Source organism: Providencia heimbachae ATCC 35613, from assembly GCF_001655055.1.
GTDB classification, from domain to species: Bacteria; Pseudomonadota; Gammaproteobacteria; order Enterobacterales; family Enterobacteriaceae; genus Providencia; species Providencia heimbachae.
The window spans coordinates 43078-57676 of record NZ_LXEW01000040.1; the positions used below are offsets into that span (position 1 = coordinate 43078).

Consider the following 14599-nt stretch of genomic DNA (forward strand, 5'->3'; position numbering starts at 1 on the left):
CTTAGTCATTGCTAAATATTAACGTCCTTCCAAATAAACACTTTCATATCAATAGCCCCTAGGCACAAGACGCAGTTATTCATGCTGCGTTTTCACACAAAACTTTGCCAATTATCACTAATATCACGGCTAATTAGCTAAGAAGCATAAATCACCTTGATCCCAGACCGTGAACTCAGGTTTAATAAGGACAGTTAATTGCGCAAAAACTGGCGTCTTAAGGGATATTTTGCGCAATAGAATGGATTCAGCTTTGTGGCAGCGTAAATTTTTATCGTTCTGTCACCATGAATGTAGCAAATTATTGCCGTACGGAGAAAATTGCGCTAGCTTCTGTGGGGGTATTGGTTTCACTCTACTACCCATAGCCTTAATTATTTAGGCTATATATGAAGAAATAAGGCAACAAATCCGTATCGCGTTGTGAAAATTGGTTTAAGTACGTTTTTATCCTACCTGGAGTATACTGATGACGACTCGTAAAACCCTTGCTAATGCTATCCGCTTTCTAAGTATGGATGCGGTTCAAAAAGCAAAATCAGGGCATCCTGGCGCGCCGATGGGCATGGCTGATATTGCTGAAGTACTTTGGCGTGACCACATGAATCATAACCCAGCCGATCCGCTCTGGGCTAACCGTGACCGTTTTGTATTGTCTAACGGACATGGTTCAATGCTGATTTATAGCTTGTTGCACCTCACAGGTTATGACTTACCAATCGAAGAGTTAAAAAATTTCCGTCAATTGCATTCTAAAACCCCGGGCCACCCAGAATATGGCTATACTCCAGGTGTTGAAACGACAACCGGTCCTTTGGGACAAGGTATTGCGAACGCAGTCGGTTTTGCTATCGCAGAACGCACATTAGCCGCACAATTTAACCGTTCAAGCCATGATGTTGTTGATCACCAGACTTATGTATTCATGGGTGATGGTTGTATGATGGAAGGTATTTCCCATGAAGCTTGTTCTTTAGCGGGTACGCTGAAACTGAACAAACTGATCGCTTTCTATGATGACAACGGCATTTCTATTGATGGTGAAGTTGAAGGTTGGTTCACTGACGATACTGCTGCACGTTTTGAAGCCTATGGTTGGCATGTTATCCGTGACATCGATGGCCATGATGCTTCTCAAATCAATGCTGCTGTTAATGAAGCGAAAGGCCAAACAGATAAACCGACTTTGATCATCTGCAAAACCATTATCGGGTTTGGTTCGCCAAACAAAGCAGGTTCTGAGTCTGTTCACGGTGCACCATTAGGTGATGCTGAAATTGCAGCGACTCGTGAAGCATTAGGTTGGACTTATGGTCCTTTCGAAATCCCGCAAGAAATCTATACCGAGTGGGATGCACGCAAAGCAGGTCAAGAAAAAGAAAATGCTTGGGATGCTAAATTTGCTGCTTATGCTGCTGCATTCCCTGAATTAGCGAAAGAGTTTACGCGTCGCATGAAAGGCGAATTGCCAGCGAATTTTGATGCGGAAGCGAAGAAATTCGTTGAGAACCTGCAACAGAATCCAGCAAATATCGCCAGCCGTAAAGCATCACAAAATGCATTAGAAGCATTCGGTAAGGTGTTACCTGAATTTATGGGTGGTTCTGCCGACTTAGCGCCAAGTAACTTAACCATGTGGTCAGGTTCGAAAGCACTGAACGTTGATATTGCGGGTAACTACATCCATTACGGTGTACGCGAATTCGCGATGTCTGCAATTATGAACGGTATCGCATTACACGGCGGTTTCATTCCTTACGGTGCAACTTTCTTAATGTTCGTCGAATACGCGCGTAATGCGGTACGTATGGCGGCATTGATGAAAATTCGCAGCATCTTTGTTTATACTCATGACTCGATTGGTCTGGGTGAAGATGGCCCAACTCACCAACCGGTTGAGCAACTAGCAAGTCTGCGTGTTACACCAAACGTAAGCACATGGCGCCCTTGTGACCAAGTTGAATCTGCGGTTGCATGGAAATATGCGATTGAGCGTCAAGATGGCCCAAGTGCACTCATTTTCTCTCGTCAAAACTTGGAACAGCAGCCTCGTACCGCTGAGCAATTAGCGAATATCGAAAAAGGGGCTTACATCCTTAAAGATTGTGCTGGCACGCCAGAGCTTATCTTTATCGCTACAGGTTCAGAAGTTGAGTTAGCAGTGAAAGCGGCTGATCAATTGACGGGTGAAGGCCGTAAAGTTCGTGTCGTTTCAATGCCATCGACAGATGCATTTGATAAGCAAGATGCGGCTTACCGTGAAGCGGTTCTGCCTTCAAGCGTTAGTGCTCGCGTTGCGATTGAAGCGGGTATTGCTGACTACTGGTTTAAATACACAGGCCTGAATGGTGCGATTATTGGAATGCATTCATTCGGTGAATCAGCACCTGCTGAGCTTCTGTATAAAGAGTTCGGTATTACAGCTGAGAAAGCAGTTGAAGCTGCAAAATCATTGTTGAAGTAAGTGCTTAGCTTATCGCTGTAAGTACTTACGTTAGACGTTGTACTTGCGGCAATAACCTTAACGTACTGAAAATACGCTCCAATATCAATTTAGATACTGGGGCGTTGTTTTTTTGTGCATTCGTGTCTGTTTTTCTATTGCGTTATACAAATAGATCCCTTAATCTAATTATCAATAAGCTGAACCGTTTCAGTTTGATTTAATTGACTGAAAAAAAATGTCAAAAATGTCGACTGAAGCACACTTTTGATGTTTGACAGCGAAAATGAGCAGTAGAGTTTGTGCGAGTCAGTTATCCTTAGCAACCGTGTGATTTCACTCAGATACAAGGTGTTAAATGACAATCAGGGTAGCCATAAACGGCTTTGGCCGAATTGGCCGAAGTGTATTAAGAGCTTTATACGAATCGAGCCGCCGGGCAGAGATCGTCGTGGTAGCCATTAATGAGCTCGCTGAACCTGAAGGGATCGCCCATTTACTTAAGTACGATTCCAGCCATGGACGTTTTGCTTGGGATGTTCGTTTAAATGGCTCATTGTTACAGGTTGGTGATGATAATATTCGTCTATTCCATCAATCCGAAATCAATGAGTTACCTTGGAAAGAACTGGGCATCGATATTGTGTTGGATTGCAGTGGGGTCTATGGCTCCCGCGAAGATGGTTTGATGCATCTTGCTGCTGGTGCCAAGAAAGTATTGTTTTCCCATCCGGGCACCGATGATCTTGATGCAACCGTTGTTTATGGGGTTAATCATGACGACCTCAAAATGGAAGACAATATTGTCTCCAATGCATCTTGTACCACAAACTGTATTATTCCGATTATCAAATTGCTGGATGACGCTTTTGGCATCGAATCGGGCACTGTGACTACGATCCATGCCTCCATGAACGATCAGCCAGTTATCGATGCTTATCATAAAGACTTAAGAAGAACCCGCGCAGCAAGTCAATCAATCATTCCTGTGGATACAAAATTAGCAGCAGGTATTACGCGTATTTTTCCGAAATTTAAAGATCATTTTGAGGCCATATCTGTACGTGTTCCGACGACAAATGTGACAGCAATAGACTTGAGTGTTACCGTACGGGATGATGTTTGCATTGAGAAAGTTAACGCGCTATTACGCAGCGCCGCGCAGGGGCACTTTCGTGGTATAATAGACTATACTGAATTACCCTTAGTCTCGATGGATTTTAATCATGATCCCCACAGTGCGATTGTCGATGGCACTCAGACGCGGGTCAGTAGTAAACATTTAATTAAAACTCTCGTTTGGTGTGATAACGAATGGGGGTTTGCTAACCGGATGCTAGACACAACTTTAGCGATGGCAGCAAAAGGTTTTAACTAGTTGGCTACTGACAGACAGCAGGGCACTATACTGATATTGCACCTGCACAGTAGTTGATGAAAATTTTATAGAGAATCAACAAGAGGATTCACCATGTCTGTAATTAAGATGACCGATTTGGATCTAGCGGGTAAACGCGTTTTCATCCGTTCTGACCTAAACGTTCCTGTAAAAGATGGCAAAGTTACTTCTGATGCACGTATTCGTGCTTCATTACCAACAATTGAAAATGCTCTCAAGCAAGGTGCAAAAGTCATGGTCACTTCTCACCTCGGTCGCCCGACTGAAGGTGAATACAACGAAGAGTTTTCTTTACAACCTGTTGTTGACTATCTGGCAGCAAAAATTGATTACCCTGTTCGTTTAGTCAAAGACTATTTAAACGGTGTTGATATTGCTGATGGCGAGCTAGTCGTTTTAGAAAACGTTCGCTTTAACAAAGGCGAGAAAAAAGACGATGAAACGCTGTCTAAACAATACGCGGCATTGTGTGACGTCTATGTGATGGATGCATTCGGTACTGCTCACCGTGCTCAAGCATCAACTCATGGTGTTGCAAAATTCGCGCCAGTTGCTTGTGCAGGTCCATTGCTGAGCAACGAACTTGAAGCATTAGGTAAAGCACTGGGTAACCCAGCTCGCCCAATGGTCGCGATTGTGGGTGGTTCGAAAGTTTCCACTAAACTGACAGTGTTAGATTCACTGTCTAAAATAGCAGACCAACTGATCGTCGGTGGGGGTATCGCAAATACCTTTATCGCAGCTGAAGGCAACAATGTTGGCCGTTCACTGTACGAAGCTGACTTGATCCCTGAAGCGAAAAAATTACTGGCTCATTGCCAAATTCCAGTGCCAACCGATGTCCGCGTAGCCACTGAGTTCTCAGAAACTGCGCCTGCAACGTTGAAATCAAGTACTGAAATCAAAGATGACGAGCAAATTCTGGACTTAGGTGATGAATCTGCGGCGCGTTTAGCTGAGATCTTGAAAAATGCTAAAACCATTCTTTGGAATGGCCCAGTAGGTGTATTTGAATTCCCTAACTTCCGTAAGGGAACTGAAGTCATCGCTCGTGCAATTGCTGAAAGTGATGCATTCTCTATCGCTGGTGGTGGTGACACCCTAGCAGCTATCGATTTATTTAATATCGCTGATAAGATTTCCTATATCTCTACTGGCGGTGGCGCTTTCCTTGAATTCGTTGAAGGTAAAAAGCTCCCTGCTGTTGTGATGCTAGAAGAACGTGCTAAAGCGTAATTAATTTGTTCATACACAATAGGTAGCATCGGTTGCCTATTTACCACAGGACCTTTTCACATGTCTAAAATTTTTGATTTTGTTAAACCGGGTGTTCTTACGGGTGATGATGTACAGAAAGTTTTCGCAGTTGCCAAAGAAAATAACTTTGCATTGCCAGCGGTGAACTGTGTTGGTACTGATTCAATTAACGCCGTACTTGAAGCGGCAGCTAAAGTACGTGCTCCTGTAATTGTTCAGTTCTCAAACGGTGGCGCAGCATTTATCGCAGGTAAAGGTCTGAAAGCGGAAGGCCAACAAGCTGCGATTTTAGGTGCTATTTCTGGCGCTCATCATGTGCATCAAATGGCTGAACATTACGGTGTTCCAGTTATTCTGCATACTGACCACTGCGCACGTAAATTACTACCATGGATTGACGGTCTGTTAGATGCGGGTGAAAAACACTACGCGAAAACAGGTAAACCACTGTTCTCTTCACATATGATTGACTTGTCAGAAGAATCATTAGAAGAAAATATTGAGATCTGTGCTAAGTATTTAGCGCGCATGGCTAAAATCGACATGACGCTAGAAATCGAGTTAGGTTGTACTGGTGGTGAAGAAGACGGTGTTGATAACACTGGAATGGACAGCTCTGAGCTATACACTCAACCTGAAGATGTTGCATACGCTTATGAGAAACTGAACGCAGTTAGCCCACGTTTCACTATCGCTGCTTCATTCGGTAACGTTCACGGTGTTTATAAGCCAGGCAACGTGCAGTTGACGCCAAAAATTCTACGTAATTCACAAGACTACGTTTCTGAGAAATTCAATCTGCCGCATAACAGCCTAGACTTCGTATTCCACGGTGGTTCAGGTTCAAGCGCTGAAGAAATCAAAGAAGCAGTAGGCTACGGTGTTATTAAAATGAACATCGATACCGATACCCAGTGGGCGACGTGGGATGGTATTTTACAATACTACAAAGCGAAAGAAGGCTACCTACAAGCTCAATTAGGTAACCCAGAAGGCGCTGATAAGCCTAACAAAAAATACTACGATCCACGTGTATGGCTGCGTAAATCTCAAGAATCAATGGTTGTTCGTTTAGAGCAAGCATTCAAAGAACTGAACTGTGTAGACGTTCTGTAATTTGAAAAACGATTGAGTTAGCGCTCATCATCCCTCAGTAAGGTCACTTGCTGGGGGATTTTTTTGCAGTTCCCTGATGAAACCTCAATTGCCATTGGTTGGCTGAATTTTTTAACCAAATCGATGAGCGATTTGTCTGCTTTATTTTGGCGTTATTTTTAAATTCAAAACTGAGATAAGTAAGAAGTACGGTATTTTCATTTAAATAGTCAGCCGTATAATTTTCAGAATAAATTTGCTTTGGCAGCTCCTCAACTAAACTTGCTAAAGTATCTGCTTTGTCTGTTGATACACCAGAGCGACAAAACTCAAAAAAATCCGCATGCAGGATCCCTATTAAGAAATCCATATTTTGCCTATTTATAGAGGCATGTAATTTTTTTTCTAACTCAATAATATGCTTCAATTCGTTCTTCATTATAACTGCCCTAATTGATAAGCAAGTTTCTCGGCGAGATCAGTGATGATGTCGGAGCTTGCGTGATAATGTAGTGCAATCTCCATTTCTTCAGCAGTAGGGAATCCTTCTTCGTCAGTGAGAATGCGGTGTTGTGGTAGTTTTGCTCGTAACGGCAATAAACTTACCCCTAAACCATCAGTAATTGCACTTTGAATACCGGCTAAACTTGAACAGGTATAGGTGATGTGCCAAGGACGCTGTTCGTTATCTAATAATCTAAACATATCATTGCGATATAGACCATTTTCAGGGAAGACAATCAAAGGTAATGAACCTGCATTGAGAGGTTCTCTTGAATTACTGGTCAGCCAACACAAAGGTTCAGGCCAATGATAATCACTTTTAAATTCACCTTTTCTTTGTTTCACAATGATTAAGTCCAGTTCTGCATGTTGGTAACGTTGGTAGAGCTGACGGCTTAAACCACTCGTAACTTCAAGGCGTACATTTGGATTGGCTTGCATAAAGGCGGCGAGGGTTGGGGTAATCTGACCAGAAGCTAAGTCTTCGGGAAAACCTAGTCTTAGGGTTTGAATAACCGCATTACCGGTGATTTTCATAAAAAAAGTATCATTAAGCGAAATGATTTTTTTTGCATAACCTAATAAAACCTCGCCCGTTTCTGTCAGTGTTAGCATTCGATGCCCACGAATAAATAGAGGGTGTCCAACCAAGGTCTCTAATCGCTGAATTTGCTGGCTAAGTGTTGATTGGGTAGAGTTTAGGTGCTGTGAAGCTACCGTGAAATTCCCCGTTTCAGCGACGGTAATAAAGGTTTTTAGCAAAACAAGATTGAGTAATGAATTCATTTTATTAATACCTAACATTTAGTTATTTAATTTCTAAATAGCATATATTTTGAGTAGATTAAATAGACGAGAGGAGATAAATCATGAAAATAACCTATTTACGGGCTAAGTGGATGTTCTATTTACTTGGTGTTTTTTCTATTTCTTTGATATTTATGGCTAAAGTAATGGCTAAACCAAATCCTGAGCAACTAACCGTATTAGCGGAAAAAGGCGAGCTATCATTGTTACAACATGCGGTTGAGCAAGGGGCTGATATCGAACAGCGTGACCTTCGCTTGCGTACCCCATTAATGGCAGCAACCCATGGTAATCAAATTGCGGTGGCTCGCTACCTTATTGAGCAAGGGGCTGATGTTAATGCACAAGATAGCATTCAAGACTCCCCTTATTTATATGCAGGTGCCCGTGGTTTGCAAGAAATTCTTGAAATGACACTATCCCATGGGGCGAATTTAAAGAGTACCAACCGTTACGGTGGGACAGCGTTGATACCTGCCGCTGAACGGGGGCATGTACAAACCGTAAAAAGCTTAATTGATGCCGGTGTTGATGTTAATCATGTCAATCGACTGGGTTGGACAGCCTTGATAGAAGCTATCATTCTTGGTGATGGCAGCGATAAGTATGCACAAATCGTTACTTTATTGATTAACGGTGGTGCGGATGTGAATTTAGCCGATGCCTCGGGTGATACCCCATTAGCATTAGCTAAGAGTAAAGGGTACCGTAACCTGATTGAAATCCTTGAGCGTTCAGGAGCTAAATAATGTCTGATAAACAATTTTTACAGCAGGCGATTTCACTGGCAACTGAAAATGTCAAAGCGGGCGGACGCCCTTTTGGTGCAGTGGTAGTAAGCGAAGGACAAGTCATTGCAACAGGTGTAAATCAAATGCTTGAATTGAGTGACCCAACGGCTCATGCAGAACTAATGGCACTTCGCCAAGCGGGTGAGGCCTTAGGGCGTATTAAGCTTGAGGGTTGCGTGGTATATGCCAGTGGGCAACCTTGCCCAATGTGCCTTGCGGCGATGCGCATGGCAGGGATTTCTCGCATTGTTTACGCCTATTCGAATCAAGATGCTGAACCTTTTGGCTTATCAACGGCTTCGATTGCTGAATCTTTAAGGGTTGAACCTCAGCAGCAAGTTGGGTTGAGTTTCGAACAAATCAAGCCAGAAAATGAATTTAAACCAGTGCTTTACCGTTTCTGGCAGGAACAACAAAAGTAATGCGTAAACAAGCGGCTTCCTCATTAGGATTAGTTGTCACCATTATTTTAATTGGTATTAATTTACGCCCATTTATGACCGGGCCTGGCCCGGTGATTGACGATATTATCCTTACGACAGGGATGAGTTTTCAAGGTATTTCATTACTCACCTTGTTACCGATGCTGTTGATGGGAGTTGGTGCGTTGATCGTCCCCGCACTGAATCAGCGCTGGGGTGAGCGCCGAGGTATCAGCTGGGCGATGCTGCTTCTATTATTGGGGTCGTTTAGCCGCTTATTTGTTTCTGATGGTTTAGCCTTGTTGATGACGGCTTTCCTTTGTGGGCTAGGGGCGGCTTATATTCAAGCTGTGTTACCGGGATTAATTAAGTCTCGATTCCCTAAAAAAATGGCCACCATGACGGGGCTCTATTCGGCAACGATGATGATAGGCGGGGCAATAGGGGCACAACTAACACCGATATTGGCCGAGTCGACAGGGCATTGGCAAAGTGCGTTAGCGTGGTTGGCACTTCCTGCCTTGGTTGCATTATTTGCGATAATAATCACCATCCGAGCATCCTCCTCACCGGTAGCGACAACACAAAACTCAGTGTGGGGCTATCTTTCACAGCCTAGAGCATGGTTATTGATGGTGGGCTTTGGTTTAATTAATGCAGGCTACGGCACTGTCGTGACTTGGCTCGCGCCTTTTTTTCAAACTCAGGGGCTAAGTGCCTCTGAAAGTGGTTCCTTATTGGCGATTTTAACTCTTTTTCAAGCGGCGGCTGCATTGATGATCCCTGTGTTGGCATCGCATAATATAGATCGCCGTTTTTGGCTTACTGTGACATTGGTGAGCCAAGCCGTAGGATTTGCTGGATTAATGCTTTTCCCTAATTTCTCGCCATTACTGTGGTGTGGCTTATTAGGCAGTGGATTGGGGGGATGTTTTGCCTTGACCATTATTGCATCGTTAGATCATTTGCCTCATCCGGTCAGTGCTGGGGTATTAACCGCATTTATGCAAGCAGGGGGCTTTATTATCGCAGGTTTTGGCCCATTGGCTGCCGCAGTGCTACAACAGGTTAGCCAAAGCTTTACTTGGGTTTGGGGAATGCATGTTGTTTTAGTATTGATTACCTTATTGCTCTTTTTACGTTTAAACCCAAAAGGGTATAGCCAGATCTTTAGCCTGAAATAATAGTTAGCATTACATCAATACAAGCGATAATAATTTTCATTTTATTTATTTTAATAAGCGAGTTGTCATTCTTCAAGTTGCAGGGTCGTAGAGCATGATTAATAACCTTGCAACTTGAATTCTATTGGCATACAAAGGGGATATTGTGATATTTAACGCTAAATTTTATTTTTTGAATAAGTAAAATTGCGTTTAAATGGCAAAACCAAATGTCAGTGTTGCATGCCCGTCTAAAGATGCGTCTCCGGTATGGTTTTTCAAGTTTCCATTTAAATAGGGTGTTACTTCAAATTCAGCTGAAAAAACCTGTCCACTCGCGAGTTGGTTTTGTGCAGCCGCCCATGCAATGGTATAGCTTTTAGTCACAATCATTTCATCATCCAGATAAGTATTATTTGCTAGCATACCAACTTGCTTTTCTCCACTTTGGTTATTTGCTTGTACTGTCGGGTTTTTCATATTGATAATATAATAGCCCACTTTTTTATCGGTATCGAACATACCTAAGCCAAAGGCATAGTTAGTCGTTCCTCCGATATTTACACTATTTTCTCGGTTGTCTTGAGCATTAAAAGTTAAATATGTTGTTGAATCACAGATGATTTGAATTTTTTTAGATATACCATCTAGTTGATAGCTTGCTGTATCAGGGAATAAATTTGGAGATACATTAAATACATATTCTATATTTGCATTACTTAAGCCATTGATCGTACAGGTTGGCGGTACAATTTCGCCTATAACTTTTAAATTGGCTACCGGTGCTGATAAGGCTGAACAAGATATAAAAATTAATGGTAATGCATATAAGCTTTTCTTAAACATAATAATTCCTTACAAGGTGTAACTGTAAAATAAAAACTAACCATTCTAAGATTAAATAAATTTAGATTTTTAAATTTAAATAACAAAATTAATTTTGTATTTGTTATTGCGGTAATTTATTTTATTTAATAAGTGTTATTATTATAATCAAAGGTAAGGGGGATTAAAAGCAAGCAAAAAATAGCAGATGTAAGTATGTTGAAATGTAACTTAAAGTTTTACTTGTTAAAACAAGGTGCTATCGTTTAAATTATCTAGATTTTATTTTCATTTAAAATGATAGTTCCAATTAAATCTAAAAAGGAATGGAAAATTAAAATAAAAAACTAAATTTTTTGTTAAATATTCACTTGTAATAAATATTATTAATTATACTCATAAAATGAGTATTCATTGAGTGTTTTTATTTATTTAATATATAGTTTAATATAACTGCTCGATAGTGAAAATTAGGAGGGGTATATGACGATAATATAAAAAATCTGGCTCGGTGTTAGTTATAGAACCAGATTTTACTTATTTGAAAAACTCAAAATTTTTTAGATTGTGGCCAATGCATAGTATTATTTTCTTGAAGAAAATAATCTAAATCACATTGCAGAATATTGGCGAATATACAGAGTCGATGTATGGTGAAGTTTTGCGTTCCACGCTCGTAACGGGAAATTTGTTGCTGGCTTAGCCCGGTGTTTTTACCAAGAATACTGGCACTCCACCCAAAATGTAAGCGGCGCTTACGGAGCTGTTGCCCTATATAGGAGTTAGATATTTCTGTATGATATATTTTCATAATAAAGCTCTTATTTTACTTGCGATTTTTTAGTTACATTAATATTAAATTGATGAGTTAGTTATGTTGTTAATATTTCCATTTTTACAGGTTCAAAATTACTTTGATTTTTGGCATAAAATGATTTTTCTCCGTTAAATAAAAACAAACCGATAACGAATATACTTATTCCTAAAGCAAAGATAATGAAACTAAATAATGTTGACAACTGTTGATTAATGTAAAACATTGATTGTTCCTCTAATGAAAATGCAGCATCAGAGAATGATGAGAATAAAATTACGATTCCCCAGTGGAGTACCGATAATAAAAATGGATATTCAACATTATTATGAATTAGTATGGGAACGATAGAGAGTATTATGGCGAGTGAATACCCATTTCCATTCAGTTTATACTTAATGACAGATTGAAAGATAATATACACCCCGCCAGTTATCAGCAATGACATAAAAGCAATGCTGATATAACTACCTGTCATTATCCATAATAATATTTCGTTATGAGCATGTGGAACAATATAACTTGTTTCTGATAAAAATGGGATGGCAGTTCGTTCATAGTTATCTTGTAATAAAGATGACAGTCCCCATGCATCATAAGGTTGCTCTAAAAATAAAGTGATTGAAAATCTTAGCATTTGTTTTAAGTGGAACTGGTTCATTGCAGATGAGTCAATATATTGAGGGCAAAGCTTTATCAGATAAACACCAATAAAAAATGCTATTGCAATAATAAAGTAGCTTGCACTTATTCTTGTTTGATTTTTTTTATAAAAAAGACAAATGAAAATTAAAATAGAAACAATAAAACTTAGCCAAGTTGTGACAGATTGCAATACTACAATCATTAGTGTGAATAGAAAAATAAAAATGCCTAATATTAAAACGCGAAATTTTTCATATCGTTTAGACGCTAAAGTAAACTGTGATAACACTAATGCGGTTAGCGAAAGTAGGCATGCTGTCGCCATTCCAACCGATAATATATTGATTTGTTGTGATAAACCATTTGAACGCATACCCGATGCGAGGTAAAAAATATCAGACTCATATAAATATTGGTAAGCCGTCAACACAACTTGAATTCCAGTAACGGCAATAAAGCAGTAAATACAAAAAGATTGAATTAACCACTTTTTTCTCACTTGTAATCCTGCAATATACAGTAATACTCCAGCCGTAATACCTGACCAATACCAAAAATGAATATCATTATCTTTCGAGTAAATCAAATCTATTATTAAAATAATTAATGCAAAACAATAACAAATAGCAGGTAATGTAATAATGATTCTATTTTTTCGATAGAATACCGTAAATGCAATAACAGATATTATCAGTGCAATAGCCAGCCAGCTGATAATATTCTGAGGCAATGATTGGCGTAAGCTACCTAAACTATCGATATAAATAATACTGGCTAAATGCCAAACAATAAATATACCAATGAAAAGTGAACGAGAAAATAGAATCATTTTAGTTAATGTTTATTTATGTTGAGAATTACAAATAAGTGGCAATAATCCAAGCGCTACCACTGTATTTCCCTGGTTCTGCATCTAAGCCTGATAAATGGCTTTCAACTTGAATATTTTTTATTTTTTCAATCGTTGTTTCAATGGTTTTTCCACGTAGGTTACTCGAATCGTCATAAAGCATTAATTCAGAATAAATAGTATTACTTCCCGATTTTAAAGGTAGCCGCTTTTGCGGGTCACTGTCTGTGACATAATCTAAGCTAATTTTAACTTTAACGGATTGGGCCTTTTCACACTGATAAGTTACAGTGCGGGTTTCCTTACTATCAAATTCAGTCGAATCTAATGATTGATGATTTATATTTAAATTATCAATATTTGATGTGCAGTTTGATGGAAAATTGATAATAGATGGGGCTAAATTTAATTTAACCGTCGCTTTATCTGCCGGGACATTAACGGTGGGTTTGCCAGTATTTTCGAACATACGGGTATAGCCTGCGATCATCGCTTGTGGAATAACCACTTTCCCATCAAGAGGAAGCTCTTTAACATAAATGCGCACTTCAAAAGGGAATTGTACCGTAAAATAGGAAGTATCTAGTGGTCCAGTTATATTGGCAGTACAACCATGAGCCTCAATATTTTTCCAATCTTGAGTAATTCCATTATTAGAATAAAGTGTAAAAAAAGTATTGGAATTAATCCGATATGCGGTTAACCCTTTAAGGGTAAAACCGGCTTCTGGCATATATGCAAATACACGATGGTATGCATACTCACTTCTTAGATAAGAGGTTCCTATTATATAGTGTACACGGCAAGTCACCATACCACTTGGCTGAGACGTGCTTTCATTGACCTCAATACCTTCCTTATTCGGAGGCGCAATGGAATAATACTCTTCGTTGTTGCTTCCTATCGTGGGTGTTTGTGCAACAACGGAGTTATTAGCTACTAAATTCATCTGATAACTACCACCACTACCTGAGTAACGAGTGGCATAAGACATTTGGTTATAAGAAAACAGCAATATAAACAATGAAATAAATGAAATACTTTTTATATTTATCATTATAGTGACCTAATGTTAGAGATAATCAATCATGATGGATAAGGCGGCGCTAAATGGGCCTGCATCAAGGGTTTCTACCGCTTGATTAGTCACTAATTGTGATTGTATCGTGACTGTTCCTGTGTCCCCACTGACAGTAGGCGCAAATTTTTCCCACTTATGTAGGTTTAATGCGCTACTTTGATTTAATTGGGAGAAGCGGATCCCTAACCCATCAATAGAGGTGGCAAGTACCGTCTCATTATTAATATTGAGAGTGCCGCCTTCTTTCGGCGCGAGATAAACTTGTAAGTTTTTTTTCAAATCACATTGTTTAATTAAAATACCAAAAGTTTGTTTTTCTTCTTTTAGCTTGTCGAGTGCGATATTGTGAAAATTAACAAATAACTCTTTTTCACCATTTTCATCGGTTATCACACAAGAAGGACGCACCAGTGTTGCTTCGATATTAATGTGAACATCTGCTCGTAAGTTTGCTGATAGCAATAGCGTAAATAATATTAAAAAGCGGATTACATTCATTCTTA

Annotated in this window: 14 protein-coding genes; 7 read left to right on the forward strand and 7 right to left on the reverse strand. The window is 39.8% G+C overall.

The window, feature by feature from the left end; genetic code table 11:
• Positions 1–469 precede the first annotated feature (469 nt).
• From tkt to fbaA, 4 genes are all read left to right on the forward strand, one after another.
• Positions 470–2464: a transketolase gene (gene tkt, locus M998_RS14365; protein WP_068909470.1), complete on the forward strand. Its 1995-nt coding sequence runs from the start codon at positions 470–472 to the stop codon at positions 2462–2464.
• 337 nt (positions 2465–2801) lie between these two features.
• Positions 2802–3821 carry an erythrose-4-phosphate dehydrogenase gene (gene epd / locus M998_RS14370; RefSeq protein ID WP_068439404.1) on the forward strand — a complete coding sequence of 340 codons (1020 nt, stop codon included), beginning with the start codon at positions 2802–2804 and terminating at the stop codon, positions 3819–3821.
• A 93-nt stretch (positions 3822–3914) separates the two neighbouring features.
• Positions 3915–5078: a phosphoglycerate kinase gene (gene pgk, locus M998_RS14375; protein WP_068439407.1), complete on the forward strand. Its 1164-nt coding sequence runs from the start codon at positions 3915–3917 to the stop codon at positions 5076–5078.
• Between the two features lie 60 nt (positions 5079–5138).
• On the forward strand, positions 5139–6215 hold the full coding sequence (fbaA, locus tag M998_RS14380; RefSeq protein WP_068909472.1) for a class II fructose-bisphosphate aldolase: 1077 nt from the start codon (positions 5139–5141) through the stop codon (positions 6213–6215).
• A 43-nt stretch (positions 6216–6258) separates the two neighbouring features.
• Here the strand turns inward: fbaA and M998_RS14385 are convergent, their stop codons facing one another.
• Both M998_RS14385 and M998_RS14390 read right to left on the reverse strand, forming a co-directional pair.
• On the reverse strand, positions 6259–6633 hold the full coding sequence (locus M998_RS14385) for a nuclear transport factor 2 family protein (protein WP_068909473.1): 375 nt from the start codon (positions 6631–6633) through the stop codon (positions 6259–6261).
• Positions 6633–7484, reverse strand: coding sequence for a LysR substrate-binding domain-containing protein (locus M998_RS14390; RefSeq protein ID WP_068909598.1), 852 nt, complete (start codon positions 7482–7484; stop codon positions 6633–6635). The genes M998_RS14385 and M998_RS14390 overlap by 1 nt, the downstream gene beginning before the upstream one ends.
• An 83-nt stretch (positions 7485–7567) precedes the next feature.
• Here M998_RS14390 and M998_RS14395 point away from each other — a divergent pair, with 83 nt between their 5' ends.
• From M998_RS14395 to M998_RS14405, 3 genes are read left to right on the forward strand one after another with little or no spacing between them, the layout of a single operon-like run.
• On the forward strand, positions 7568–8254 hold the full coding sequence (locus M998_RS14395; RefSeq protein WP_068439413.1) for an ankyrin repeat domain-containing protein: 687 nt from the start codon (positions 7568–7570) through the stop codon (positions 8252–8254).
• The gene (locus M998_RS14400) at positions 8254–8718 is read left to right on the forward strand and encodes a nucleoside deaminase (protein WP_068909475.1); all 465 of its coding nucleotides are present in this window, start codon (positions 8254–8256) and stop codon (positions 8716–8718) included. The genes M998_RS14395 and M998_RS14400 overlap by 1 nt, the downstream gene beginning before the upstream one ends.
• Positions 8718–9902 carry a cyanate transporter gene (locus tag M998_RS14405; protein WP_068909478.1) on the forward strand — a complete coding sequence of 395 codons (1185 nt, stop codon included), beginning with the start codon at positions 8718–8720 and terminating at the stop codon, positions 9900–9902. Before M998_RS14400 ends, M998_RS14405 begins: the two co-directional genes overlap by 1 nt.
• A 192-nt stretch (positions 9903–10094) precedes the next feature.
• Here M998_RS14405 and M998_RS14410 read toward each other — a convergent pair whose 3' ends face one another.
• The 5 genes from M998_RS14410 to M998_RS14430 all read right to left on the reverse strand — a co-directional run bounded on the left by M998_RS14410 (position 10095) and on the right by M998_RS14430 (position 14594).
• Positions 10095–10727 (reverse strand): DUF1120 domain-containing protein, encoded by a 633-nt coding sequence (locus M998_RS14410; protein ID WP_068909480.1) that lies wholly within the window; start codon positions 10725–10727, stop codon positions 10095–10097.
• 529 nt (positions 10728–11256) lie between these two features.
• The gene (locus tag M998_RS14415; RefSeq protein WP_068439423.1) at positions 11257–11517 is read right to left on the reverse strand and encodes a helix-turn-helix domain-containing protein; all 261 of its coding nucleotides are present in this window, start codon (positions 11515–11517) and stop codon (positions 11257–11259) included.
• A gap of 61 nt (positions 11518–11578) precedes the next feature.
• The gene (locus tag M998_RS14420; protein WP_068909481.1) at positions 11579–12994 is read right to left on the reverse strand and encodes an O-antigen ligase family protein; all 1416 of its coding nucleotides are present in this window, start codon (positions 12992–12994) and stop codon (positions 11579–11581) included.
• A 28-nt stretch (positions 12995–13022) separates the two neighbouring features.
• A complete protein-coding gene (locus M998_RS14425; protein WP_068909483.1) occupies positions 13023–14072 on the reverse strand; it encodes an MrpH family fimbial adhesin in 1050 nt (349 codons plus the stop codon).
• Positions 14073–14087: 15 nt separating this feature from the next.
• Complete coding sequence (locus M998_RS14430) at positions 14088–14594, reverse strand: fimbrial protein (protein WP_068909485.1); 507 nt, start codon at positions 14592–14594, stop codon at positions 14088–14090.
• Positions 14595–14599: the final 5 nt, after the last annotated feature.